The sequence below is a fragment of the Haloferax sp. Atlit-109R genome (genome assembly GCF_003665865.1).
Lineage (GTDB): Archaea > Halobacteriota > Halobacteria > Halobacteriales > Haloferacaceae > Haloferax > Haloferax volcanii.
Genome location: NZ_QPLO01000002.1, coordinates 1,293,260 through 1,319,706, shown reverse-complemented (window position 1 = coordinate 1,319,706; position 26,447 = coordinate 1,293,260). Strand labels below are relative to the sequence as shown.

The 26,447-nt window shown below is 68.3% G+C and carries 20 protein-coding genes; 18 read left to right on the top strand and 2 right to left on the bottom strand.

Translation table 11 applies throughout. From position 1 onward, the window contains the following. The first annotated feature begins 1 nt into the window (after position 1). Genes DVK03_RS15115 through DVK03_RS15095 form a run of 5 tightly spaced genes read left to right on the top strand, consistent with a single transcriptional unit; the run spans position 2 to position 3,776 of the window. A complete protein-coding gene (locus DVK03_RS15115; protein WP_004572753.1) occupies positions 2-256 on the top strand; it encodes a ferredoxin in 255 nt (84 codons plus the stop codon). Next, positions 253-930: a cobalamin biosynthesis protein gene (locus tag DVK03_RS15110; RefSeq protein WP_115803576.1), complete on the top strand. Its 678-nt coding sequence runs from the start codon at positions 253-255 to the stop codon at positions 928-930. Before DVK03_RS15115 ends, DVK03_RS15110 begins: the two co-directional genes overlap by 4 nt. Continuing rightward, complete coding sequence (locus DVK03_RS15105; protein WP_004572755.1) at positions 927-2,147, top strand: CbiX/SirB N-terminal domain-containing protein; 1,221 nt, start codon at positions 927-929, stop codon at positions 2,145-2,147. The genes DVK03_RS15110 and DVK03_RS15105 overlap by 4 nt, the downstream gene beginning before the upstream one ends. Before the next feature lie 2 nt (positions 2,148-2,149). After that, on the top strand, positions 2,150-2,533 hold the full coding sequence (locus tag DVK03_RS15100) for a DUF3209 family protein (RefSeq protein WP_004041101.1): 384 nt from the start codon (positions 2,150-2,152) through the stop codon (positions 2,531-2,533). Positions 2,534-2,537: 4 nt separating this feature from the next. Next, complete coding sequence (locus tag DVK03_RS15095; protein ID WP_115803577.1) at positions 2,538-3,776, top strand: PQQ-binding-like beta-propeller repeat protein; 1,239 nt, start codon at positions 2,538-2,540, stop codon at positions 3,774-3,776. 35 nt (positions 3,777-3,811) lie between these two features. Here the strand turns inward: DVK03_RS15095 and DVK03_RS15090 are convergent, their stop codons facing one another. Then, positions 3,812-5,968: a VWA domain-containing protein gene (locus DVK03_RS15090; protein WP_115803578.1), complete on the bottom strand. Its 2,157-nt coding sequence runs from the start codon at positions 5,966-5,968 to the stop codon at positions 3,812-3,814. Between the two features lie 44 nt (positions 5,969-6,012). Between DVK03_RS15090 and cobN the strand changes: the two genes are divergently transcribed. The 12 genes from cobN to DVK03_RS20440 all read left to right on the top strand — a co-directional run bounded on the left by cobN (position 6,013) and on the right by DVK03_RS20440 (position 23,414). Next, positions 6,013-9,867: a cobaltochelatase subunit CobN gene (cobN, locus tag DVK03_RS15085; protein WP_115803579.1), complete on the top strand. Its 3,855-nt coding sequence runs from the start codon at positions 6,013-6,015 to the stop codon at positions 9,865-9,867. After that, positions 9,860-10,540, top strand: coding sequence for a precorrin-8X methylmutase (locus DVK03_RS15080; RefSeq protein ID WP_115803580.1), 681 nt, complete (start codon positions 9,860-9,862; stop codon positions 10,538-10,540). The genes cobN and DVK03_RS15080 overlap by 8 nt, the downstream gene beginning before the upstream one ends. After that, complete coding sequence (locus tag DVK03_RS15075; RefSeq protein WP_115803581.1) at positions 10,533-11,363, top strand: cobalt-precorrin-7 (C(5))-methyltransferase; 831 nt, start codon at positions 10,533-10,535, stop codon at positions 11,361-11,363. Before DVK03_RS15080 ends, DVK03_RS15075 begins: the two co-directional genes overlap by 8 nt. 88 nt (positions 11,364-11,451) lie before the next feature. Beyond that, positions 11,452-12,660, top strand: coding sequence for an ABC transporter substrate-binding protein (locus DVK03_RS15070; protein ID WP_008605878.1), 1,209 nt, complete (start codon positions 11,452-11,454; stop codon positions 12,658-12,660). A gap of 463 nt (positions 12,661-13,123) precedes the next feature. Then, entirely contained in the window at positions 13,124-14,497 is a 1,374-nt protein-coding gene (locus DVK03_RS15065) for a diaminobutyrate--2-oxoglutarate transaminase (RefSeq protein ID WP_115803582.1), read from the top strand. Further along, a complete protein-coding gene (locus tag DVK03_RS15060; RefSeq protein ID WP_115803583.1) occupies positions 14,494-16,065 on the top strand; it encodes an aspartate aminotransferase family protein in 1,572 nt (523 codons plus the stop codon). Before DVK03_RS15065 ends, DVK03_RS15060 begins: the two co-directional genes overlap by 4 nt. Continuing rightward, a complete protein-coding gene (locus tag DVK03_RS15055) occupies positions 16,062-17,843 on the top strand; it encodes an IucA/IucC family siderophore biosynthesis protein (protein WP_115803584.1) in 1,782 nt (593 codons plus the stop codon). Before DVK03_RS15060 ends, DVK03_RS15055 begins: the two co-directional genes overlap by 4 nt. Then, complete coding sequence (locus DVK03_RS15050) at positions 17,840-18,481, top strand: GNAT family N-acetyltransferase (protein WP_115803585.1); 642 nt, start codon at positions 17,840-17,842, stop codon at positions 18,479-18,481. The genes DVK03_RS15055 and DVK03_RS15050 overlap by 4 nt, the downstream gene beginning before the upstream one ends. Next, the gene (locus tag DVK03_RS15045; RefSeq protein WP_115803586.1) at positions 18,478-19,851 is read left to right on the top strand and encodes a lysine N(6)-hydroxylase/L-ornithine N(5)-oxygenase family protein; all 1,374 of its coding nucleotides are present in this window, start codon (positions 18,478-18,480) and stop codon (positions 19,849-19,851) included. The genes DVK03_RS15050 and DVK03_RS15045 overlap by 4 nt, the downstream gene beginning before the upstream one ends. Positions 19,852-19,859: 8 nt before the next feature. After that, positions 19,860-21,698, top strand: coding sequence for an IucA/IucC family siderophore biosynthesis protein (locus DVK03_RS15040; RefSeq protein WP_115803587.1), 1,839 nt, complete (start codon positions 19,860-19,862; stop codon positions 21,696-21,698). Positions 21,699-22,356: 658 nt separating this feature from the next. After that, positions 22,357-23,112: an HTH-type transcriptional regulator XacR gene (gene xacR, locus DVK03_RS15035; protein ID WP_004041114.1), complete on the top strand. Its 756-nt coding sequence runs from the start codon at positions 22,357-22,359 to the stop codon at positions 23,110-23,112. A gap of 170 nt (positions 23,113-23,282) precedes the next feature. After that, positions 23,283-23,414, top strand: a complete 132-nt coding sequence (locus tag DVK03_RS20440) for a hypothetical protein (protein ID WP_255409752.1) — start codon at positions 23,283-23,285, stop codon at positions 23,412-23,414. Positions 23,415-23,458: 44 nt separating this feature from the next. Here DVK03_RS20440 and DVK03_RS15025 read toward each other — a convergent pair whose 3' ends face one another. After that, a complete protein-coding gene (locus DVK03_RS15025) occupies positions 23,459-24,907 on the bottom strand; it encodes a 2,5-dioxovalerate dehydrogenase (protein ID WP_115803588.1) in 1,449 nt (482 codons plus the stop codon). 156 nt (positions 24,908-25,063) lie between these two features. On the opposite strand from DVK03_RS15025, the gene DVK03_RS15020 reads away from it, so the two are divergent. Continuing rightward, on the top strand, positions 25,064-26,302 hold the full coding sequence (locus tag DVK03_RS15020; RefSeq protein ID WP_008610469.1) for a xylonate dehydratase: 1,239 nt from the start codon (positions 25,064-25,066) through the stop codon (positions 26,300-26,302). Positions 26,303-26,447 lie beyond the last annotated feature (145 nt).

Here is a 26,447-nt window from a genome sequence, read left to right as displayed (position 1 = left end):
GATGTTCGAAATCGAAATCGACCGAGACGCCTGCGACGGCATCTTCGCCTGTCTCGCCCGCGACGGGCGGTTCGTCGAGGACGACGACGGACTCGCCACAATCGACCCCGACGCGGCCGGCGTCGTGCGCGTCGAGCAGACGGGCGGGCGCGTCGTCGCCGTCCTCGAAGGCGACGCGGAGTCGGACGACGACGCGACGCTCGCGGCCCGAGCCTGCCCGCCGGGCGCGATTTCGGTCCGGGAGGTGGACGCGTGAGCGACGCGAACGCCGGCGTCGCCCCCGCGGACGACCTCCTCGAAAGCGCGCCCGAGACGGCCTACTTCTGGGGCCACGTCGCCGGCGGCGGCCAAATCGAACGAGCGCAGTTCACCGTCTCGACGGGCGACGAGACCTGCGCGAACCGCCTCGCGGTCATCGCCGGCGGCGGCGACATCGACCGCCGGGAGACGGCGCGAGAGTACGCCCACAACACCGCCGTCACCCGCGTCAAAGACGAGTACCGCGTGACGGTCGACGGCGACGTGGTGCGAAGCGCGAGCGCCGCGTTCGGCCTCCCCGTCGGCGGCGACGCCGGCGGCTACCGCTTCGACGTGTTCGACGCCCGGCGAAAACAGCTCCTCCGCGGACTGCTCGAATCCTGCGGGACGGTCTGTTTCAAATCCTCGTCGGGGACGGTCGGCATCTCGTTCGTCCACGACGACCGGGCGCTCCTCGAAACCGTTGACCGACTGCTCGACGCCTGCCCCGTTGACGCGCCGACCGGCGAGATTGGCGAGACCTCCTCTGGCGGCTACTGGTTCGGCATCGACGACGACGCGGCCGCCGGCTTCGGTGAGTGGGTCTACGAGGGGAGCGACGAGACGAACCTGTTCGCGCCGACGCGGCGTCGAAAGCTCGTCCGTAGCCTCGAAGAGGCGGAGAACGCATGAGCCTCGAACGACCCGACCCGGCGCTCGACGACGACGCGGTGCTCCTCGTCGGCCACGGCTCGCGCCGCGAGGAGTCGAACGAGCAGGTGCGGACCCTCGCCGCGAAGTTGGAGTCCAAACTGTCGGTCCCGGTGGACGCGGCGTACATCGAACTCGCCGAGCCGTCGATAGACGACGCAATCGAGACGATGGCTCCGACCTGCCGGACGATGACCGTCGTTCCCCTCTCGCTTTTCGCCGCCAGCCACGTCAAAAACGACGTGCCGCTGGCGGTCCAGCGGGCCCGCGCGACCCACGACGACACCGAGTTCAGGTTCGGCTCACATCTCGGCATCCATCCCTCGCTCGTGGACCTGTTGGACGAGCGGGCGCGGGCGGTCGAATCCGACCTCGGCGTCGACCGCGAGGACAACGACGTGGCGGTCGTGCTCTGCGCCCGCGGGTCGAGCGACCCCGACTCGAACGGCGACGTGCACAAACTGGCGCGCCTGCTGTACGAGGGCCGCGAGTTCACCCGCGTCGAATCGGCGTTCATCGGCGTCACGACGCCCCGGCTTGAGGAGACGCTTCACACCGTCGCCAAGGACCGCCCGGACGCCGTCGTCGTCCTCCCGTACATGCTCGGTGACGGCGTGCTGACGGAACGAATCGTGGACACCGCCGAGACGTTCGACGAGGAGTACCCCTACGTCGACGCCGGCGCGTCGGGACCGCTCGGCACCGACGCCCGGGTGGTCGAGACGCTGGCCGACCGCTATCAAGAGGCGCGGTCGGGGAGCGTCGAGATGTCGTGCGACACCTGCAAGTACAAGGTCGAACTCGCCGGCTACGAGGACGACGAGGGCGGCGCTCGCGCGATGCTTCGCTCGCTCGTCCACCAGGCGGAACACGCCGACCGGAGCGACGTTGACGACGACCCGCACGTCCACGACGCCCCCGAGAAGCACGTCGCGGTCTGCACGAACCAGACCTGCGCCGCGAGCGGCGCGGCGACCGTCCTCGAACAACTCAGACAGGGCGTGCGCGACGCCGACGACTGCGACGTACACGTCTCCCGGAGTTCGTGTCTCGGCCAGTGCGGCGACGGCCCAATCGTCGCCGTCTACCCCGACAGCGTCTGGTACGGCGGCGTGACGCCCGACGACACCGACCGCATCGTCTCGTCCCACCTCGAACGGGACCGCATCGTCTCGAACCTCGTCCACCAATCACTCTAATCATGGCCTGCGCAGAACTCGAAGCGCTCCGACTGGCGCTGTTGAACATCACCGGAACGACCGACGAACACGCGAAGCGACACGCCGAAGCCGAACTCGAAGACTACCTCGGCGACGCCGACCCCGGCCCGATTCAGGCGCTCGCGAACGCGACCACGCTCGACGAGGCCCAGCGACATCTCGACGCCGCGCTCGTCGACCTCGAATCGGAGGCGACGCGAATCGACGACGACGACCCGCAGGCCGGCTACCTCCGCGGCCGACTCGTCGCCGTCCGCGACGCCGAACGGTCGCTTCGCCGTCTCCGCGAGGGCACGGACGCGCTGCTCGACGACCTCGGAGAGGCCCACCACACGCTTCACGACGCCTTCCCCGTCGAGGACTGAACCGATGCCATCGGCTCCACTCTCGGCCCGCCGCGACCTCGGTGAAGTCGACCCCGCGAGCAGTCGCCACAACTGGACGCGCTCGGCGGTCGCCGCGACCGACGACGCCGTCTTCGTCGGAACCGCGGCCGGCCGCGTCGTCGCGCTGGAAGCCGCTGCCGACTCCGCATCCGACACCGACGACCGCTGGGAGGCGCGCGGCGACAACCCCGTCGTGTCGATGGCCGCCGCCGACGACTTCCTCGTCGTCGGCGAGCGCGGCGGCGACGGACTCGTTCGCGTCCTCGACGCCGAGACGGGCGACGCGCGCTGGACGTACGCGACGACCGACGACGTTGGCACCGCGGCGAGAGACTCGCTGTTCTTCCGACCCTACGTCGTCGACCTCGCGGTGACGGGCGACAGAGTCGTCGTCGCCGCCCGACGGTACGAACGCGACGGCGACGAGCGAGTCTGGCGGAGCGTCGTCCTCGGGTTCGGCCGCGACGGCCGGGTCGCGTGGCGCAGACGCGTCCACGCCTCGCCCATCGCGGTCGCCGCCGAGGGGGACCGCGTCGCCGTCGCGTACAACCGCTGTCCGAACCCCGAACAGGACGGTCTCGTGCTCCTCGACGCCCACACCGGAGGGCGAGTCGCGTCGTGGGACCCCGGCACCGACGGCGACCGGCGGGTCGGGGACGTGGCGTTCGCGGGCGACGCGCTGGCCGTCGCCAGCCACGGCGACAAACGCGGCTACCTCCTCGATTTCGAGGGGAGCGAGCGGTGGCGACTCGACCTCGCCACCGAGCGGCGCGTCGGCGACGAGACCGTCTACGCCTATCCGACCCACGTCTGCGTCGCCGGCGAAACCGCCGCCTTCGTCACGGGGAACACGTTCGCGGAGTCGACCCGCGACCCGGACGCGCGACATCCCGACGAACACACCGCGGTCGGCGTCTCCGTCGATGGGGGCGAGCGCCTGTGGACCCGCGACACCGGCGGGTTCGCGCGCGCCGCCGTCGCGGCCGGCTCGCGGGTCTTCGTGCCGTCCGCCCAGCACTTCCGGGAGCGAGAGGCCGACCGCCACGGCGTCCACACGTTCGGTGCGACGGCGGGGCACGTCCGGACCGACGACCTCCCCGGAATCCCGACCGCGGTCGCCGCGGGTGGGGGCGTCCTCGCGGTGGTCGAAGAGCCGGTCGAGTACCACGACGAGGGCGTCACGCGCGGAGCCTACCGACTCCGCACGCGACCGATTCGATAGAAGAAACCATGCGACACGAGACGAGCGATACCCCGCTACTGCCCGTCCGCGAAGCGCTCGGCCTCAGCGACCCGCTCGGCCGACAGGTCGGAAAGCGGGATGCGCCGCGCGTCCGTCTCGGAGACGAGGATGTCGGTCACGCCGATGCCGTCGTCGCCGGCGTCGACGACGACGACCGACGCGTCGGCGGTGGCGAGGCTCCGCGCCGCCGACCGGGTCTGTCCGGTGGGGCTGCCGTCCGCGACGGTAACCCGGCCGTCGGTGACGACGACGACGAGCGCGGCGTCGGCGTCCGAGCGGTCGATGACCCGGCGAGCGGCGTCCAACCCGGAGGGAAGCGGCGTCCGGTCGCCCGTCGGAAGCTCCTTCAGGTGCCGCGCCGCCAGCGTCACGCTGTCGGTCGGCGGGAGCAACACCTCGGCCTCGTCGCCCGCGACGGCGACGAACGCGACCTCGTCGCGTTGCTCGTAGGCGTCTTCGAGGAGCGACAGCACGGTTCCCTTCGCCTGCCGCATCGCGGCGCGCATCGACGCGCTCGCGTCCACGACGAACACGACGAGCGTCGCGGCCGACCCGCGGGAGACCGCGGTTCTGAGGTCCGACCGGGTGACGCGGGACCGGCCGGCCGAGGCGGCGGCCCGGACCGACGCCGGCACGTCGATGTCGTCGGTCTCGGTCGCCGGTTCGGTTCGTACCCGCGAGCCTCGACCCTGACGCGACTCCCGAACCGCGGCGCGGCTGCCGTCACCCGGCGTCTCCGCGTCGAGGCCCGCGTCCTCGACCGGCGGCCGGTCGGCGTCGCCAACCGCGGCCCGGTTCTGACCGGGGAGAAGCGGCGTGGCCTCGTCGGGGTCGTCGCCGGAGTCGTCGGTATCGCCGTCTTCGGAATTTTCGCCTTCCGAACCACCGTCTTCGGGTCCGCGCTCGTCGGCTCCGCCGACCTCGCCGCCTCGGTCGTCATCCCCGGCGTCGTCGTCCCCGGCGTCAGAGTCGGGAGCCGCGCCGGGGGCGTCGCCGTCGGAATCGTCGGCGTCGGCGTCGCTGTCGCCTCCCTCGGCGCGTTCCTCGCCGTCGCTGGCGTCGCCGTCGTCACTCCCGCCGTCGTCGGCATCGCCCGCATCGTCACCCTCACCGTCCCCGTCGTTAGCGTCGCCGCCCCCGTCGTCGTCCCGGTCTTCGTCCTCGTCGAAGTGGTCGTCGAGCACGTCGTCGACGTCCGGGTCGTCGTCGAACGGGCGGCTCTGAAGTCGATGCGGGAGCGCGAGGGCGGCCGCTTCCCGCACGTCGCTTTCGAGCACCTTCGTCCGACCGTCGAGCGCCGCGAGGGTGCGGGCCGCGCGGGCGATGGCGATGTCGGCGCGGTGGCCCTCGACGCCGGCGTCGACGCAGAGTTCGGCGATATCGCGCTTGAACTCGGTCGGGAGGGCGACCGAGTCGAGGCGGGCCGTCGCCTCGCGGAGCGCGGTTTCGAGCGCCGCGGTCTCCTCGCGGTGGGCGTCGCCGGCCGTCGCCGGGTCGTCGCCGCCCGCCAGCGCCCGGTCGATAATCTCCACGCGGTCGTCGATGTCGCGGCTGCCGACGACGGTCGCCTGGAGGGCGAAGCGGTCCCGGAGCTGAGGGCGGAGGTCGCCCTCCTCGGGGTTCATCGTCCCGACGAGCGTGAACTCGGCGGGGTGTTCGACGCTCATCCCGTCGCGCTCGACGCGGTTGACGCCGCTCGCGGCCGCGTCCAAGAGCAGGTCGACGAGGTGGTCGTCGAGGAGATTCACCTCGTCCACGTAGAGGATGCCGCGGTTCGCGCGGGCCAAGAGCCCGGGGTCGAACGACGCCTCGCCGTCCAGCGCGTCGGCGACGGAGAGCGTGCCCGCGACCCGGTCGCGGGTCGCGCCGAGCGGGAGCGTCACGAGCGGGACCGACCGGCGTTCGACCGCGGGGTCGTCGCGGGCCCGACACGAGTCGCACTGGCGGGCCGGGTCGTCCGGGTCCGGCGGGCAGCCGTACGGACAGTCCGCGACGACCGCCTGTTCGGGCAGGAGGTCCGAAAGCGCGCGGACCGCGGTCGACTTCGCGGTGCCCTTCTCGCCGCGGACGAGCAGGCCGTCGAGGTTGTCGTTGGCTCCGACCGCCAACAACGCCCGTTTCAGTTCGTCTTGCCCGACGATAGCCGAGAACGGAAGCGTCTGAGTCGTCATCGAATACGAAAACGTAGTTGCAGTAAGACAATAACACTTTATCAATGACACCGACAATCGGACTGTACACAGCGACCGAAAACGAGTTGGGCGCGGTCCAGCGGGCCGCGCGCCGACTCGACGGAATCGACCTCGTCGTCCGCTCCGCGAGCGACTTGGACGACGTGAGCGACGCGGACGCCTTCGTCGACGAGTTGGAGTCGACGACGGCGGCCGTCTTCTGGCTCCACGGGGCCGAAGACAGCATGCCCGGCTACGACCACGCGGTCGAACGACTCGAATCGGCGGGCGTGCCGCTCGTCGTCAAGGCCACGGGCGACGCCTTCGCTCGCCGGGACACGACCGTCGCCGACGCGGACCGCGAGCGCGTCTGCGAGTACCTCGACCGCGGCGGCGCGGTGAACGTCGAGAACCTCTGTCGGTTCCTCGCCGCCGAGTACGCCGGCGTCGAGACCGAGGTCGACGACCCTGTCGAACTCCCGACAGAGGGCGTCTACCACCCCGACTACCCCGGCGTCGAGTACGACGAACTGCTCGACACGCACGACCCGGACAAGCCGACCATCGGCGTCTGGTTCTACGAGTCCCACTGGACGCACGCGAACACCCGGTACGTGGACGCGCTCGTGGAGCGCCTCGAATCGCTCGGCGCGAACGTCCTCCCGGCGTTCTGCAACCCCGCGACCGACGAGGCCGGACAGGAGAACGCCGAGTGGGTCGCCCGGAACTGGTTTTCGGACGACGACGGCCCCGTCGTCGACGCCGTCGTCAGCTCCTTCATGTTCTCGCTGTCGATGAGCGAGCGGGGCCGCGACGCCGACGACGAGGGGTCGGCCGCCGAAGACGTGTTCCTCACCGAACTCGGCGTCCCCGTGTTGCAGGCCATCACGACCATGCGCTCTCGGAGCCGCTACGAGTCGAGCGACACGGGCGTGATGGGCTTCGAACTCGCGCTGTCGGTCGCGCTCCCCGAGTTCGACGGCAACGTCATCACCCACCCGATAAGCGGGAAAGAGCGGATGGAAGACGAGGCGGGCGTCGGGAGCGCGCCGAAACAGCACTTCCCCATCGAGGACCGCGTCGACCACGTCGCCCGCCTCGCGGTCAACTGGGCGCGGCTCCGCCACCTCCCGAACGACGAGAAGAACGTCGCGGTCGTCCTCCACAACTACCCGCCGAGCGACGACGGCATCGGGACCGCCTTCGGGATGGACAGCCCCGAGAGCACGGTCAACCTCCTGTCCGAACTCCGGGAGCGGGGCTACGCCGTCGGTGACCTCCCCGCGGACGGGCAGGCGCTCATCGACGACCTCACCTCGCAGTTGACGCTGGACGACCGCTGGGTCGCCCCCGAGGACGTGCGGGACCTGAGCGTCGACGTGGTGGCTCCCGACCAGTACGCCGACTGGTTCGAAGACGCCGACGACCGCTTCCGCGACAACGTCGTCGAGGAGTGGGGCGACCCGCCGGAGCGACCGTTTGCGATTCCGGGCGTCGAGTTCGAGAACGTCCTCGTGACCGTCCAGCCCCCGCGCGGCTTCGGGATGGACCCCTCGAAGGTGTACCACGATTCGGACCTCCAGCCGCCGCACGACTACGTGGCGTTCTACGCGTGGCTCCGCGAGTCGTTCGAGGCCGACGCCGTGGTCCACCTCGGCACCCACGGCAGCCTCGAATGGCTCCCCGGCAAGACCGTCGGGCTGAACGGCGAGAGCGCGCCGGACCAACTGGTTTCGGACCTCCCGAACGTCTACCCGTACATCATCAACAACCCCGGCGAGGGGACGCAGGCCAAGCGCCGGTCGTACGCGGCCATCGTGGACTACCTCACGCCGGTCATGCGCACCGCGGGAACCTACGACGACCTCGCGGACCTCGAAGAACTCGCCCGCGAGTACCGCGAGGCCGGCATGGACGAGGCCCGCCCCGAGCGCGGCGACCAACTCCGCGAACTCCTCGTCGACGCGGTCGACGACCTCGACCTCGCGGTCGAACTCGGGTTCGACGACGCCGAGGCCATCCGCGGCGCGGACGGCGATGTCGGCTCCGACGAGGCCGAAGTCGAGTTCGACGAACTCGTCGAGCGCGTCCACGAGTACCTGACCGACGTGAAGACGACGCAGATTCGGATGGGCCTCCACACGATGGGCGAACCGCCCGCAAACGACCGACTCGTGGAGTACCTCGTCGCGCTCACCCGCCTCCCGAACGCGGACACGCCGAGTCTCCGCGAGAGCGTCGCGGGCGTCATGGGCGTCGACTACGACCGGATGCGGGACGAGCCGGGGACGTACGACGACGACCTCGGGATGTATCTCTCGGAGGCCGCAGACCGCGTCTACGACCAGTGCGTCGAACTGGTCTCCGCACTCGCGGAACGCGACTTCGACGTGCCCGAGTCGGAGGTCGACGCCGGCCCCGACGACGAGGTGAACATGAACCTGCTCGTGGTCGATATCGACCAACTCGGCGACGCGCGGGCCAAGCGCGGCGCGCACGACGACCTCCGCGAGGTGCTGGCGTTCATCTGCGACGAGGCAGCCCCGCGAGTCGCGGCCGCGGAAGCCGAGATTCCGCAGACCGCCGACGCCCTCGACGGCGAGTACGTCCGCCCCGGTGGCTCCGGCGCGCCGACCCGCGGCGGGGTGGACCTGCTGCCGACCGGGCGGAACTTCTACACGCTCGACCCGCGGAAAGTCCCGGCCAAGCCGGCGTGGAGCGTCGGCGAGCGCGTCGCCGAGGGCGTCCTCGACCGCCACTACGACGACCACGGCGAGTACCCCGAGGAGTTCGGGGTCGTCGCGTGGGGGACGCCGACGGTCCGGACCCGCGGCGAGACCATCGCGCAGGTGCTCGCGTTCATGGGCGTCGAACCGGTGTGGACCGACGCGGGCCGCGTCGACGACGTGGAGCCGATTCCGCTGGACGAACTCGACCGGCCGCGAATCGACGTGACGACCCGCGTCTCGGGGCTGTTCCGCGACGCGTTCCCGCAGGCCGCGAGCGTCGTCAACGACGCCGTCGACGCGGTGGTCGAACTCGACGAACCCCACGAGCTGAACTACGTGAAAAAGCACGTCGAGGAGGACGCCGCCGAGTTCGAATCGGAGGGCGTGGACGCCGACGAGGCCGAGAGACTGGCCAAACACCGCGTGTTCACGACGACGCCCGGCGGCTACGGCGCGGGGACGAACAAGGCCGTCGACGAGGGCGAGTGGGACGACCGGAGCGACCTCGCGGACGTGTTCGTCCAGTGGGGCGGCTACGCCCTCGGGAGTCGCGGCAAGGTGACCGAGGCCCACGACGCCTTCGAGCGCCGCTTGAGCGGGGTCGAGGCGACCGTGAAAATCGAGGACACCGCCGAACAGGACGAGTTCGACTCCTCCGACTGGTACGCCTTCCACGGCGGGTTCGTCTCCGCGGTCGGTGAGATTTCCGGGAGCGACCCGGCGTCGTACGTCGGTGACTCCAGCGACCCCGACAACGTCAGCGTCTACACGAACGAGGAGAAAGTCCGCAAGGCGATGCGGGCGCGCGTCCTCAACCCCGACTGGCTCGACAGCATGGAGGAACACGGCTACAAGGGCGCGGGCGACCTCTCGACCACGGTCGACGTGGCACTCGGTTGGGACGCGACAACGGGCGTCGTCAGCGACACCCTCTGGGAGAACCTCGCGGACGCCTACGCCTTCGACGAGGACCGACAGGAGTGGCTGCGCGACGTGAACCCGTGGGCGCTCGAAAGCATCACCGCGACGTTCCTCGAAGCCATCGACCGCGACCTGTGGGACGCCGACGACGACGTGCGAGAGCGGTTGCAGGACATCAACCTCTCCGTCGAAGGCGACCTCGAATCGAACACGACGAACGCGATGACGCAGACCCAATCCAATGACTGAACGAGACGCCTACGCCGACCTCGGCGCGACGACGCAGGAAGCGATGGACATCGCGGAGACGAGCATGGACATCGTCCGGACGTTCGTCCCCGACGAGACGCTTAACGACCGACTCCGACAGAAGGCGGTCCACTCGACCGGCGACATCGAGTTCCAGCACCTCATCCGGTGCCAGAACGACCCGGTCGTCGCGGGCGCGAGGGCCGTCCTCGACGAGCGCCCCATCGTGACCGACATCACGATGGCGAAAGCTGGCATCACCGGCCGCGGCCACGACTGCCAGGTGCGGAAGGCAATCGGCAACGGAGCCGAACTCGCCGCCGAAACGGGCATGACCCGGACCGCGGCCGCGGTGCTCGAACTCGACAAGGAGGGCGTCTACGACGGCGCAATCGCGGTCGTCGGCAACGCGCCGACCGCCGCGTTGGCGCTCTGCGACTGCATCGAGAACGGAACCCGACCGGCGGCCGTCGTGGCGACGCCCGTCGGCTTCGTGAAGGCCGAAGAAAGCAGGAAGCGCGTCCGCGACGTAGCCGACGAGTACGGCGTGCCCGCGGTGACGAACGTCGGGAAACGAGGCGGGAGCGGCCTCGCGGCCGCGCTCACGAACGAGCTGATTCACGTCGCCAGCGACGTGCGAAACGGCGACGTAGACCTCGCAAATCATGAGTGAGGACGAGAGCGACCCGTACGACCTCGATTCGGGACCTGACCCGGCGGCGTTCGCCGCGGCCGCGCCCGAACCGAGCATCGACGAAACCGACGGGGGCGGCGAGGACGCCGACGGTACCGAGGACGCCGCCGCGCCGGTGTACGCGGTCGGCGTCGGCCCCGGGAATCTTGAGTATCTGACGCCCCGCGGGCGGCGGGCGATTCGAGAGGCCGACGTGGTCGTCGGCTTCGAGACGGTCGTCGACTTCGTCGCCGACGAGACCGACGCCGACCTGCTCACCTGCGGCTACGCCGACGAGGCCGACGCGCTGGCCGAGTTCGGGCGGCGCGTCGCGGCCGGCGACCGGGGGACGGCGGTGCTCATGGGCGACCCGAACCACTCGGGCTACCAGTTCCTCGGGAGGGTCCAGCGGGCCGTCGACCGGCCGGTGCGGGTGATTCCGGGCATCTCGTCGCTCCAGATAGCCGCGAGTCGCGCCCGGACGCCGATGGAGGACACGCGGTTCGTCACGCTCCACAAAAGCGGGTCGCTCGACGCCGACCTCGACCGATTGGCCGAGGCGGCCGGCGAGCGCCACCTGCTCGTCCTGCCGCGACCGTTCGACTGGATGCCGGGCGACATCGCCGGGTTCCTCCTCGATTCGGGCGCGGACGAGTCGCTGGACGCGCTCGTGCTCGAACGACTGACCCACGACGACGAGCGAATCACCCGGACCACGCTCGGCGGCCTGCGCGATTCGGCCGGCGGGAGCGGCCCCGACTCGACGCCGTACTCGGACCTCTCGGTGCTCGCTGTCAGAGCGCCCGTCGACGCGGCGGACTGAGCCGCCTCCTTCCCCCGCCCCGCGCGAAGGTAGTTAGGCTCGCCTAAATTCCGAAGACGTTTTAACCATTTAGGGAGGCCTAAAAGACATGGCAAACGACGGACAAAGCGGACGGGAATCGACGCGGCGCGAGTACCTCCAGTACGGCGGCGCGGTCATCGCAGGCGGCCTGCTCGCCGGCTGTACCGGCGGGAGCGGGTCGGAGACGACGACGACGGCGTCCGAGCCCGAGACGACCACGGCCGCGACGACCGAGGCGGCGACGGAGACCGAAACCGAGACAGAGACGACGACCGAGGCAGCGGAGTCCTACTCGGTGTCGATAGAGCCGGTCGGCGAGGTCACGTTCGACTCGGTCCCGGAGGCGTGGATTGCGAACAACGGCAGTTGGGCCGACATGGGCGTCGCGCTCGGGCTCGACGCGCCGATGGGCGTTTGGCTCCCCGGCCGGTACCACACGCAGTACTACGACGAGATTCCGGACGTGAGCGTCGACAAGTCGTCCATCCGCCAGCTGTGGGGAGACAGCGGCGTCGGCAAAGAGCAGTTCTACGAGCTGAACGCGGACGTGCACATCGCCGACCCGAACTTCCTCCTGAACCGCGGCCAGTGGAGCGAGGCCGACATCGAGGAAATCAGCACGCAGGTCGGGCCGTTCTTCGGCAACAGCATCTTCTCGCGCGGCTACGCGTGGCACGAGGACTACCGCTACTACACCCTCTACGAGGCGTTCGAGAAGTTCGCGCAGGTGTTCCAGCGCGAGGACCGCTTCGAGGCGTTCGAACAGGTCCACGAGGAGTTCCAGTCGAACCTCGCGCCGGTCGTCCCCGCGCAGGGCGAGCGACCCTCGGCCGCGGTCGTCTGGGCCGGCGGCGACGAGCCAGAGGAGTTCTACCCCTACGTCATCGACGAGGGGACGAGCTTCAAGCATCTCAACGACCTGAAAGTCAACGACGCGCTCGCGACGACCGAGGTGCGGGACTTCTACAGCAACCGCGGCGCGGTCGACTTCGAGACGCTGCTTGAGGTCGACCCCGAAGTGCTCCTCGTGCGCGGACAGGAGGCCAAGACACGCGAGGAGTTCCAGAACACCGTGGTCTCGTTCATGGAAAACCACGAGGTGGCGGGCGAACTCACCGCCGTCCAGAACGGCGACGTCTACCGCGCCGGCGCGCTCTATCAGGGCCCCATCACGAACCTCGTCGTGACGGACCGCCTCGCGCGGACCCTGTACGACGCCGACGAGCGCCTGTTCGACGCCCAGCGCGTCGCGGACATCGCCAACGGGAACCTGTAACTCGCCCCGGGTTCGCGGCCCCGCTTTCTCTCTTCGCCCACCCGTCGAGCGGCGCGTCCCGCCAGAACGCTTATCATATTTTAGGCTAGCCTAAAAAATATGGCAGTGAGCCAAGGTATGGGCGTGTCCCCGGCGGTCACCGCAGCGTGGTTCGTCGAGGGAGAACTCCCGCTCATGGAGGTGTTCCGCCGAGCGAAAGCGAGGTGAGTCCGCGACGGGGCGGGGTGGGGCGGGGCGGACCCCGGAACGCGACCGACCACCGACTCCGTCCGTCGGAAGAGCACCCAACTGGACCGTAGGACCGGTCGCCGCGAGTCGGTCGTCGCGGCCGACGAGCGGTTGCGCTGTCCCGAAATTTTTACTAAAAATTAGATTGCAGTAAACCTTTTGTGTTTTTAGGCCGGCCTAAAACACGCATGTTCGACAGCGATAGACTGACGACGAATCAACGGAGGGAAGCGCGATGACCGACCCGGCAGCCGGCAACGAGGCGTTGCTCGAACAGCAGGCCGCCCGCGAGTCGAGCGCGCGGACCTATCCCCGACACCTCCCGCACGCGATACGGGAGGCCTCGGGCGTCACCGTCACCGACATGGACGGCGAGGAGTACTACGACTGCCTCGCGGGGGCCGGCACGCTCGCGCTCGGACACAACCACCCGAGAGTGGTCGAGGCGATGGAACGCGTCCTCGCGGAGGACCGCCCGCTCCACACCCTCGACATCACGACGCCCGTCAAGGAGCGGTTCGTCGACACGCTGTTCGACAGCCTCCCCGACGAGTTCGCTGACAGCGCGCGGGTGCAGTTTTGTAGCCCCGCCGGGACCGACGCCGTCGAGGCCGCGCTCAAACTCGTCAAAACCGCGACGGGCAACCGGAGCGTTCTCGGGTTTCAGGGCGGCTACCACGGCATGACCAACGGCGCGCTGAGCCTGATGGGCGACACCGACCCGAAGGAGGACGTGCCCGGTCTGATGCCCGACGTACACCACCTTCCGTATCCGTACGAGTATCGGTGTCCGTTCGGCGTCGGCGGCGACGAGTGCCACGAACTCGCCGCCCGGTACGTCGAGCGCACCCTCGACGACCCCGAAAGCGGCATCACCGAGCCCGCGGGGATGGTGGTCGAACTCGTGCAGGGCGAGGGCGGCGCGATTCCCGCGCCCGACGACTGGACCCGCGAGATTCGGCGGATGACCCGCGAGCGCGACATCCCGCTGGTCGTCGACGAGATTCAGACCGGCCTCGGCCGGACCGGCGAACTGTACGCCTTCGAGCACGCCGACATCGTCCCCGACGCGGTCACGCTCTCGAAAGCCATCGGCGGGTCGCTCCCGCTTTCGGTCGTCGTCTACGACGAGTCGCTCGACGTCTGGGAGCCGGGTGCGCACGCCGGCACCTTCCGGGGAAACCAGCTGGCGATGGCCGCCGGTATCGCCACCATCGAACACGTCCTCGAACACGACCTCGACGACCACGCCGCGCGCATGGGCGAGCGGCTCCGCGGCCACCTCGACGCGACCGAGCGCGCCCACGACGCCGTCGGAGACGTGCGCGGTCGCGGGCTGATGCTCGGCGTCGAACTCGTCGACCCCGCGGGCGAATCCGACGCCTGCGGGCGCTACCCGGCGAATCCGGACCTCGCTGACGCCGTCCGCGAGGCGTGTTTCGACCGCGGCCTCATCGTCGAACTCGGCGGCCGCCACGGGAGCGTCGTCCGGTTCCTCCCGCCGCTCGTCGTCAGTCCGAGCGACGTGGACGCCGTCGGGAGCATCTTCGCGGACGCCGTCGAGGCCGCAATCGAGGACGCCGACGGCCGCCGGGAGGTCGCCGCATGAACGGCGTCGGCGATGTCGACGGCGTCGGCGAGCGCCGCGACCCGCGACCGGACGCCGCGAAGTGGTTCCTGAGCGGCGACGACGACGACCGGGCGCGCTACCGCGACGCGATGCGGCGGGCGTGCGACCTCGTCCTCGACGAGTTCGCCGCGGAGGCGACGCCGTACTCGGGGGCGACGCCCGAAGAAGTCGACGACGCGCTCGCCCGGTTCGAGATGCTGCCCCACGAGGGCGACGGCGTGGCCGCGGCGCTCGACCGCACCGAGCCGATTCTGCGAAACTCGGTCGGCGTCTCCGACCCGACCTGCATCGCGCACCTCCAGTGTCCGCCGACGATTCCGGCGCTCGCGGCCGAAGCGCTCCTGACGGCGACGAACCAATCGATGGACTCGTGGGACCAGAGCCCCGCCGCGACGCAGCTCGAACGGCGGTTCGTCGGGAAGCTGTGCGACCTGTTCGGCTACGAGGACGGCGACGGCGTGTTCACGAGCGGCGGCACGCAGTCGAACTTCGTCGGCCTGCTCCTCGCCCGCAACAAGGTCGTTTTGGAGGAGTACGGCGTCGACGTCCAGCGCGAGGGGCTGCCACCGGAGGCGCGGGACCTGCGCATCCTCTGTTCGGCCGACGCCCACTTCACCGCCACGCAGGCGGCCTCGCACCTCGGCCTCGGTGAGAACGCCGTCGTCACCGTCCCGACCGACGACGACCGCTGCCTGTCGATGGCGGCGTTCGACGAGGCGGTGGCGGACCTCCGCGAGCGCGGGAAACGCCCGTTCGCAATCGTCGCCACCGCCGGAACGACGGACTTCGGAAGCATCGACCCGTTAGGCCCGCTGGCCGAGCGCGCGGCCGAACTCGACTGCTGGTACCACGTCGACGCCGCGTGGGGCGGCGCGCTCGCCCTGAGCGACGACCACGCCGACAAGCTCGCCGGCATCGAGGCCGCGGACTCCGTCGCGGTCGACTTCCACAAGCTGTTCTACCAACCGATTAGCTGCGGCGCGGTGCTCGTCCGCGACGCGTCGGCGTACGACCTCATCGACCGCAACGCGGCCTATCTGAACCCCGTGCGCGACGACGACGCGGGCGTGCCGAACCTCGTCTCGAAGTCGGTCCAGACCACCCGACGATTCGACGCGCTCAAACCGTTCGTGACGATGCAGGCGCTCGGCCGCGAGGGGCTGGCGTCGATGGTCGAGTACACCATCGACCTCGCCGCCGACGCCGCGAGGCTCATCGAGGCCGACCCCGACCTGCGGCTCGTCCACGATTCCGACCTGAACGTCGTCGTGTTCCGGTACGTCCCCGACCACGGACGAGACGGCGGCGGCCCGGCCGACGGCCCGGTCAACGGCCCGAGCGCCGACGACCTGAACGAGGCCATCCGCGACTCCCTCCTCGACGACGGCGAGGCCGTGGTGGCCCGCACCACCGTCGACGGCGAGACGTGTCTGAAGCTGACGCTCCTGAACCCCCGAACGACGCGCGAGGACCTCCGAGACCTCCTGCGCGAGATTTCGGACCGCGGAACCGCTCTCGAACCGACGACCGACGACCGACACGCATGAATCCGAACGACACAGCCGAGTCAGCGACGATACACAGCTTCCTGAACTGCTACCTCCGGGAGACCGGGGACTACGCCGTCGTCCCAGCCGGGGACGTGCCGGTCGAGGCGGACGCCGAGGTAGTCGTCCACGCGCCGCTCTCTCAGCAGGGCGTGGACCTCTACGTCCCGCTTTCGTACCGGTCGCCGACGGGTCGCCACCAGTTCGACCTGCCCGGCGTCTACCGGCTTCCCGATGGCGAGACGTTCCCCCTCGACTACACCGTGCTCGTGACGCTCGTCACGAGCGAACTCAGACTCGACCGCGACGACACCGGCGCGGCCGACGAACTGCTCCTGCGGGTCGTCAAGAGCTGCCAGAACATCGAGCGGTTCGTCGAGGCCCGGCGCGGCGACGAGGAGCGACTGTACGGCTTCGACACCTCCTTCCGCGACGCCGAGCAGTCGCTCGTCTTCGGCCACCCGCTCCACCCGACGCCCAAGAGCAGACAGGGTATCCCGGCTCACGAGTCGCGGGCCTACGCGCCCGAACTCCGCGGGTCGTTCCCGCTGGCGTACTTCAGCGCCGACCCCGAGTTCGTCTCGCAGGACTCCACTCGCGAGGAGTCGGCGGCCGAGTGGGTCAAGTCGACCCTCCGCGCGGACGACTCGGTCCCCGAGTCGTTCGTCACCGAACACGTCGAGGGCGACGAGGTGCTGCTTCCCGTCCACCCGTGGCAGGCGGACTACCTCCGCTCGCAACCCGAGGTGCAAGCGCACCTCGGCGACGGCCTCGAATACGTCGGCCAAGTCGGCCGGGAGTTCTACCCTACCTCGTCGGTACGGACGCTGTACGCCCCGGACGCGCCGTTCATGGTCAAGGGGTCGCTGAACGTCAAAATCACCAACTCCGAGCGGACGAACAAGCTCCCGGAACTGGAGCGCGGCGTCGCCATCACCGAACTGCTGGACACCGAACTCGGCGGCGACCTCGAATCCCGGTTCCCGGCGTTCGACGTCGTCCGCGACCCGGCGTATCTGACGGTCGACCTCGGCGACGGCGAGTCCGGCTTCGAGACGGTCCTGCGCGAGAATCCCTTCCGCGGCAACGCGGCGGCGAACGCGACGCCCGTGGTCGGCCTCTGTCAGGACCACCTCGACGACGGGTCGTCGCGGCTGGCGACGCTCGTGGAGGGCATCGCCGACCACGAGGGACGGGCCACTCCGGCGGTCGCAGAAGACTGGTTCAGACAGTATCTCGAACTGTCGGTTCGACCGGTGCTGTGGCTGTATCTCGAACGCGGGCTGGGCGTCGAGGCCCACCAGCAAAACAGCGTGCTGACCCTCGACGGCGGCTACCCCGAGACGTTCCGCTACCGCGACAATCAGGGCTACTACCTCCCCGAGTCGATGTACGACGAGGTGGACGCGCTCCTGCCCGGCATCGGCGAGCGCGCCGACACGGTCTGTCCGGACGCCGTCGCCGACGAGCGCATCCGGTACTACGTCGTCATCAACAACGCCTTCGGCCTCGTCAACGCCTTCGGCACGGCCGGACTGGTGGACGAGCGACGCCTCCTTGGCGTCCTCCGCGACGAACTCGAATCGCTCCGTGAGTACGACCGGCCGTCGTCGTCGCTGCTCGACGACCTCCTCACCAACCCGACGATTCCGTGCAAGGCGAACCTGCTCACGCGGTTCCACGACATGGACGAACTGGAGGGGTCGCTGGCGAACCAGTCGGTGTACGCCGACATCGACAACCCGCTCGTCACGGAACTGGAGGTGCCAGCGCCATGACCGACGCACCGGCGACCGCGACCGCGAACGCGGCGACTGCCGACGCCGGCCGCGAATACGCGTATCGCGTCCGCGACGAGACCATCGACCGGACCATCGCCTTCGCGGAAGTCGACCCGGCGCTGGACGTCGACCGCCTTCACGCGTGGCTCGGCTCGGACCACGTGAAGCCGTACTGGCAACTCGACCTTCCGAAGCCGGCGTTTCGGGCGAAACTCGACGAGAAGTTGGCCGACGACCATCTCACGCCGTACGTCGGCCTGCTCGACCACACGCCGATGAGCTACTGGGAGACGTACCGCGCGGCCGACGACGTCGTCGCAGAGTGCTACGACGCCGCCCCCGAAGACCGGGGCATCCACCTGCTCATCGGGCCGCCGGAGTATCTCGGACACGGCCACTCGATACCGCTCTTGCGAGCGATGACGGCGTTTCAGTTCCGCGCGACCGACGCGACTCGCGTCGTCAGCGAACCGGACGTGCGAAACGAGCGGGTCATCCACGTCTTCGAGCGATGCGGCTACGAGCCGCAGGGGCGCATCGACCTCCCCGACAAGGAGGCGCTGTTGATGCACTGCGAGCGCGACCGGTTCTTCGACACGGTGGCCGAGAATGCGGAGGCGGAGGTGGGCCGATGAGCGAGCCCCGCGTCCGCGACGTGGTCGGAATCGGTCTCGGCCCGTTCAACCTCGGGCTGGCGGCCCTGCTCGACGGCGCGCCCGAGGACGTGGACGCGGCGTTCCTCGAACGGGACGCCGAGTTCGCGTGGCACGAGGGGATGCTCATCGAGGGGACGACGCTGGAAGTGCCGTTCCTCGCGGACCTCGTGACGCTGGCCGACCCGACGAGCCCCCACAGCTACCTCAACTACCTGCGGGAGACCGGCCGCGTCTACGAGTTCTACTTCTACGAGACGTTCCAGATTCCCCGGCGGGAGTACAACGACTACCTCCGGTGGGTGGCCGACCGACTCGACGCCTGCCGGTTCGAACGCGAAGTGACCGAGGTTCGCTGGGACGACCGCGAGGAGTGGTACGCGGTCACCGCGCGGAATCCGGACACCGGCGACCGCTTCGAGTACCGCGCCGAGAACCTCGCGCTCGGCATCGGCTCCCGGCCGCACGTCCCCGAACACCTCCGTGGACACCCGACCGAAGACGTGTTCCACACGGCGCGGTATCGTGGTTCCCGCGAGCGCGTCGTGGAGGCGGACACGGTCACCGTCGTCGGGTCCGGGCAGAGCGCCGCCGAGGTGTTTCAGGACCTCCTGGAGCGCCAGCCCGACCACGGCTACCGGCTCGATTGGCTGACTCGCTCTGACGGGTTTTTCCCCATGGAGTACTCGAAACTCGGCCTCCAGCACTTCACCCCCGAGTACGAGCGGTACGTCTACGACCTGCCGCAGGCGGTGAAAGACGACCTCATCCCGAATCAGGACCTGCTGTACAAGGGCATCGACCCGGAGACGAGCGCCGAGATTTACGACCTGCTCTACCGGCGCTCCATCGGCGGGCGCGACCCCGACGTCGGCCTCTTTGCGATGACCGAAGTCCGAGATATCGAGGCCGTCGGCGACGCGTACGCCCTCGACTGTCACCAGTGGCAGGCCGAGGAGTCGTTCGTCCACGAGAGCGAGGTCGTGATTCTCGGGACGGGCTACGAGCGACCGATTCCAGCGTTCCTCGAACCGCTGGAAGACGCCATCGACTGGGACGAACAGGGCCGGTTCGGCGTGACCGAAGACCACCGGCTCGCGGTCGACGCGCCGGGTGACGTGTTCCTCCAGAACGCCGAGGTCCACACCCACGGCGTCGGGGTCCCGGACCTCGGCCTCGGTTGCTACCGGAACGCGAAGTTCGTCAACCGACTCGTCGGCCGCGAGGTGTATCCCGACGACGACGACACCGTCTTTCAGGACTTCTCGGTGGCGCAGTTCCTCGACCACGCACCGAACGCTTCCCGCGCCGAGGGAAGCGAGACACCACCCACGCCGACGCAAGACGACTAACGATACCGATGAATCCGAACGACACCACGCTACGGGACGCACTGGACGCAGACGTCTGGGAGACGGTCGAACGCCGCCTCCTGACGAAGATGCTCGAAGAGTTCGCCTACGAGGAGATAATCGAGCCGCGGAAGGTCGACGCCGGCGACGACCGCCACGGCTACCGGTTCGACCTCGGCGAGGTGAGCTACCGGTTCGAGGCCGCCGACCGGCTGATGGACAGCCTCCACGTCTACGGCGACACGGTCGAGCGGCGGGCCGACGGGACGTGGGAGTCGCTCCGTGACCCCCTTCGACTGCTTCGCGACCTCGGAGAGACGACCGACCTCGACGGCCTGACCGAGGGGAACCTCGTCCGCGAGTACAAGCGGACGCTGCTCGCGGACGCCCACATCGAGTCGCGAAAGCGGGACCGGGGGGGCTTCGACCCGACGGACCTCGACTACGCCCGTCTCGAAGGCGAGATGGAGGGCCACCCGTGGATTACGTACAACAAGGGGCGACTCGGCTGGGGCTACGACGACTACAAGCGGTACGCGCCCGAGCGCAAAGCGCCGGTGACGCTCTCGTGGGCGGCGGTCCGCAAGGAGCACGCGACGTTCGTCGGAGCCGAAGGGGTCGACCACGACTCGCTCGTCAGCGGCGAACTCGGTGATCACTACGAGCGCTTCCGAAGCCGCCTCGACGCGAAGGGGTACGACCCGGACGCCTACTTCTTCATGCCGGTGCACGACTGGCAGTGGGAACACACCGTCGTCCCGCTGTTTCCCGACCACATCGCGGCCGGCGATATCGTCCCGCTCAGCGACGGGCCGGACGAGTACCTCCCGCAACAGTCGGTCCGGACCTTCGTCAACGTCGACGACGCCGAGAAACACCACGTGAAAGTTCCGATGCGGATTCTCAACACGCTCGTCTGGCGGGGGCTTCCCGGCGAGCGGACCGAACTCGCGCCGACGGTCACGGAGTACATCAAAGGCATCTACGAGCGAGACGACTTCCTCCAAGAACAGGGGTTGATTCTCCCCGGCGAGATTGCGGGGCTCAACTACGACCACGCGGACTTCACCGACATCGACGGGTCGCCGTACCAGTACCACGAACTGCTGGGCGCGGTCTGGCGGGAGTCCATCTACACGTTCCTCGAAGACGACGAACGGGCGATGACGCTCTCGTCGCTGATGCACGTCGACGGTGCGGGCGAACCCTTCGTCTCGCGGCTGGTCGAACAGTCGGGGCTCAGCCTCGACGAGTGGCTGGGCGAGTTCTTCGACACCGTCTTGCCGCCGCTCCTGCACTTCCTCTATCGCTACGGAACGGTGTTCTCCCCGCACGGCCAAAACACCATCCTCGTCGTCGAAGACAGCGTCCCCACGCGACTCGCGGTCAAGGACTTCGCGGACGACGTGAACGTGAGCGACCAGTCGCTCCCGGAGTTGGAATCGCTCCCCGACGACGTGCACGACGTGCTTCGGAAAGAGCCGCCCGAAGGGCTCTGTCAGTTTATCTTCTCCGGGCTGTTCGTCTGCGTCCTCCGGTACGTCGCCGACGTGCTCGAAGAACACGAGTCGTACCCCGAACGGGAGTTCTGGACGCACGCGCGACGCGCGGTTCTCGACTATCAAGCGCAGTTCCCCGAACTCCAATCGCGGTTCGACCTGTTCGACCTGCTCCGACCGGAGTTCACGAAGCTCAGTCTCAACCGGAACCGCATCTTCGACTACGGCTACGACGACTCCCCCAGTCGTCCGCACGCTTCCGAACACGGAACGGTGACGAACGCGCTCTACGAAGTCGCGGACGAGCGACCGGACGGCGCGAGTCAGACGGGCACGGCGGACGACTGACCCGCTGAGCGGGCCTCGAAACGTCGGCTCCGCCGACGGCGCTCCCCGATGCCGAGTCACCACCGTGGAGCCAACCGTTCGTCCTCGACTACGAGTCACGACGAGCGAGGGCCGGAAACTGAACGATGGGTCAAAGACATCCAACATGGTAGTGCGTATTAATTGCACGACAATATCAGGAAGAAGCGTCTACACTTGCCAGTCGCTGCCAACGCTACGAGACGAAACCAGCAGTCACAGACACGACAGGGAAGACAGCGATCAGGACTCAAAGGGCGTTAATCCGGAGTTTCAAGAATATCCGAACAACACTGGATGTTGTTTCGACGGAGAGGTGGAAGAAAAGTAAAGGCGAGAGACGAGCGGTGATGAGATGGGAACGGAAGTTCACCGCTTCCAATATTGTGATTCAAAAGAAAAACCACTGAGGAAAGAGAGATAGTCGAGGGACGGACAGTGGTGGTCGTGGTGAAACCCCTGTTCGAGAGACTGCCGACAACGGGAGGCGGCCGCCCAGTCCACCGAGACGAAGGGGCCGCTGGTGAAACAGGTATCTGCTGCGAGAGCATCCGCGGTCCCGCCTCAACGACAGTCCGCGTTCACAGCGCCTCGTTCTCCCGACCAGAACACTTATTCAGATACTTGATAACGAATAATCATGGACGCCAAACATCCGGTACGAACCACGGAAAAGACGCTGGCGCTCGTCGAGGAGTTGATGCAGAAAGGACCCTGCGGGGTCACGGAGCTGGCCGGCGACCTCGACATGGGAAAGAGCGCGGTCCACAACCACCTGACGACGCTCCAGAAACACGGGTACGTCCTCAAGGACGGCGACGACTACCGCGTCGGGTTGAAGTTTCTCGAAGTCGGCGGCCACAGTCGGAAGTCGATGGAAGTGTATCAGGTCGCCGAGCCAGAGGTCAAATCGCTCGCCGCCGACACGGGCGAACTCGCCAACCTCCTCGTCGAAGAACAGGGGATGGGCGTCTACCTGATGCGAGCGAAAGGCGACGACGCCGTGGACCTCGACACCTACGCGGGCCTTCGGACGAACCTACACACGACGGCGCTCGGGAAGGCGATTCTCGCGAACCTCCCGGAGTCGCGGGTGGACGAGATAATCGAGCGTCACGGACTCGAACAGAAGACGCCGAAGAGCATCGGCACGCGGCAAGAGCTGTTTCAGGTGCTCGAAGGAGTTCGCGAGCGAGGCTACGCCATCGACGACGGCGAGCGTCTCGAAGGGCTGCGCTGTCTCGCCGCACCCATCAAATCCTCGTCCGGCGAGGTGCTCGGGGCCATCAGCGTCTCCGCTCCGGCCAGCCGCGTCAGCGACGAAGACCTCCACGGGGCGCTTCCCGAACGCGTCCTGAGCGCGGCGAACGTCGTCGAACTCAACATCAACTACTGACGCCCCTCGTTCGCTATCTCGGAACAGTAGCAGCTCCGCACGAATCATCGACGCAGGACCGTATTGACGTAGTTCCCGACGGACGACGACGATAGACAATTACACGATTACGCTTGTAATTTTCACGACAATAGTTCCGTCCATCCTATTCTGATATAGAGAATAGAAAGGTGTCGAGCCGGAACAACAGCATCGGCGGGGGTGGGACACGAAAGAGGAGAGGAGAGGAGAGGAGAGGAGAGGAGAGGAGAGGAGAGGAGAAGAGAGGAGAGGAGAGGAGAAGAGAAGAGGGAGCAAAATAACGAGGTGATGGCAGACGGTCGCCGTCGGCGACCGGGCGGGACGCTCAGTAGCTGTCGTAGACGGTCTTTTCGATGGTGTAGAAGTCGAGACCGGCGTCGCCCTGCTCGCGCCACGTCTCGGACGAGGAGCGCTTGAACCCGCCGAAGGGGACGTGGAGTTCGAGGCCGGTCGTCTTGTCGTTGACCTTCACCACGCCGGCTTCGACCTCGTCGACGAAGCGGTTCGCCTCGGTGTGGTCGTCGGTGACGATACTGGCCGACAGGCCGTAGTCGACGTCGTTCGCGACCGCCAGCCCCTCGTCGAAGTCACTCACTTCGATGACGGCGACGACCGGGCCGAAGACCTCCTCCTGTGCGATGCGCATGTCGGGGTCCACGTCGGTGAACACCGTCGGCTCGACGAAATGACCCGTCTCGACTGCCTCGCCCTCGGGGACGCCGCCGCCGGCGACGAGCGTCGCGCCCTCGGCCTCGGCGATGTCGATGTATTCGAGCGTCGAGGAGAGTTCGGACTCGCTGACCTGCGGGCCCATCTCGTGGTCGGTACCGGGGCCGACGTCGAGGGACTCCGCGCGGTCGACGAGCTCGGCGACGAAGTCGTCGTACACGTCCTCGTGGACGATGGCACGGGAACAGGCCGTACACGACTGGCCGGTGGTTCCGAACCCGCCGTTGGCGACGATGTCGGCGGCTTCGGCGGGGTCCGCGGAGTCCGCGACGAGCGTCGGGTTCTTCCCGCCGAGTTCGGTCTGGACGCGCTTGCCGGCGTCTGTGGCCTGCTCGTACACCATCTCACCGACTTGACTGCTGCCGGTGAAGGAGACGAGGTCCGTGCCCTCGTTGCCGATGAACTCGCTGCCGACCGAGCTACCGGGTCCGGTGACGACATTGAGGACGCCGTCCGGGAGGCCGGCCTCGTCAAGCGCGCAGGCGATTTCGATGACGACGCCGGGCGCGATGGAGGCGGGCTTGAGGACGACGGTGTTGCCGGCGGCGAGCGCCGGGGCGAGCTTCCACGCCGGAATCGCAATCGGGTAGTTCCATGGCGTGATGAGCGCCGCGACACCCACCGGCTCCTGTCGCGTGTAGAGGTTCGTGTTCGGCCCGCTCGCACCCTTCTTCGTGCCGCCGAGGTCGGCGGCCTTCGACGAGAAGTAGTGGAAGATGTCGATGGCGCGCTGTACCTCGCCCGCCGCTTCGGGCCGCGCCTTCCCCTCCTCGGCGATGAGAATCTCCGTCAGTTCGTCCTTCCGCTGGGCGAGGAGCGTCCCCGCCTCGCGGAGGATGCGCCCGCGCTCGGGGCCGGGCGTGTTTCGCCACTCGTCTTCCGCCGCGACGGCGGCGTCGACGGCCGCCGCGGCGTCGTTCTCGTTCGAGTGCTGATACGCCGCGACCACTTCGCTCGGGTTCGCGGGGTTCGTCACCTCGGTCGTCTCTCCGGTCTCCGAGGTCACCCACTCACCGTTGACGTAGTTTTTACTAGGGTCCGTCATCGGGTACACGTTCTGTCTTCCGACATACAACTCTTGCGAAGCTGTCACTATTTGTTGGCTGTCGACGACGGGGCGAGTTCGGGAGCGCGCGTCGGGGTGAGCGACGGACTACCGACCCACACACTTTTGTAGTGGCTTTCGAGATATACGTGCGCAATGGTTGAGCAAGCGAAGCTTAGCGACCCGAACGCGGAGTACACGATGCGCGACCTGTCCGCGGAGACGATGGACATCACGAATCCGCGAGGTGGCGTCCGCGACGCCGAAATCACGGACGTACAGACGACGATGGTCGACGGGAACTACCCGTGGATTCTCGTCCGCGTCTACACCGACGCGGGCGTCGTCGGTACCGGCGAGGCCTACTGGGGCGGCGGCGACACCGCCATCATCGAGCGGATGAAGCCGTTCCTCGTCGGCGAGAACCCCCTCGACATCGACCGCCTGTACGAGCATCTCGTCCAGAAGATGTCCGGCGAGGGCTCCGTCTCGGGCAAGGTCATCTCCGCCATCTCGGGCATCGAAATCGCGCTCCACGACGTCGCCGGAAAGCTCCTCGACGTGCCCGCCTACCAGCTCGTCGGCGGGAAGTACCGCGACGAGGTGCGCGTCTACTGCGACCTCCACACCGAAGACGAGGCCAACCCGCAGGCCTGCGCCGAGGAGGGCGTCCGCGTGGTCGAGGAGCTCGGCTACGACGCCATCAAGTTCGACCTCGACGTGCCCTCGGGCCACGAGAAGGACCGCGCGAACCGCCACCTCCGAAACCCCGAAATCGACCACAAGGTCGAAATCGTCGAGGCCGTCACCGAGGCCGTCGGCGACCGCGCGGACGTGGCGTTCGACTGCCACTGGTCCTTTACCGGCGGGAGCGCCAAGCGCCTCGCGTCCGAGCTGGAAGAGTACGACGTGTGGTGGCTCGAAGACCCCGTGCCGCCGGAGAACCACGACGTGCAGAAGCTCGTGACCCAATCCACGACGACGCCCATCGCGGTCGGTGAGAACGTCTACCGGAAGTTCGGCCAGCGGACGCTGCTCGAACCGCAGGCGGTGGATATCATCGCGCCCGACCTGCCTCGCGTCGGCGGCATGCGCGAGACGCGGAAGATTGCCGACCTCGCGGACATGTACTACATCCCCGTGGCGATGCACAACGTCTCGTCGCCCATCGGGACGATGGCCTCCGCGCAGGTCGCCGCGGCCATCCCGAACTCGCTGGCCCTCGAATACCACTCCTACCAGCTCGGCTGGTGGGAGGACCTCGTCGAGGAGGACGACCTGATTCAGGAGGGTCGCATGGAGATTCCCGAAAAGCCCGGCCTCGGGCTGACGCTCGACCTCGACGCCGTCGAAGCACACATGGTCGAAGGGGAGACGCTCTTCGACGAGGAGTAACCCGACGCCGAGAGCGAGACTGTCCCACAGCGGCCGCGACAGCCTGACATACCACACCCATAACCCGGACGCACCACCGCGGGCGAGAACCGTGAGCATCTCTCGCCCCGCGGCGCGTCCGCCGCGGCCGCGTTTTCACTCGCTT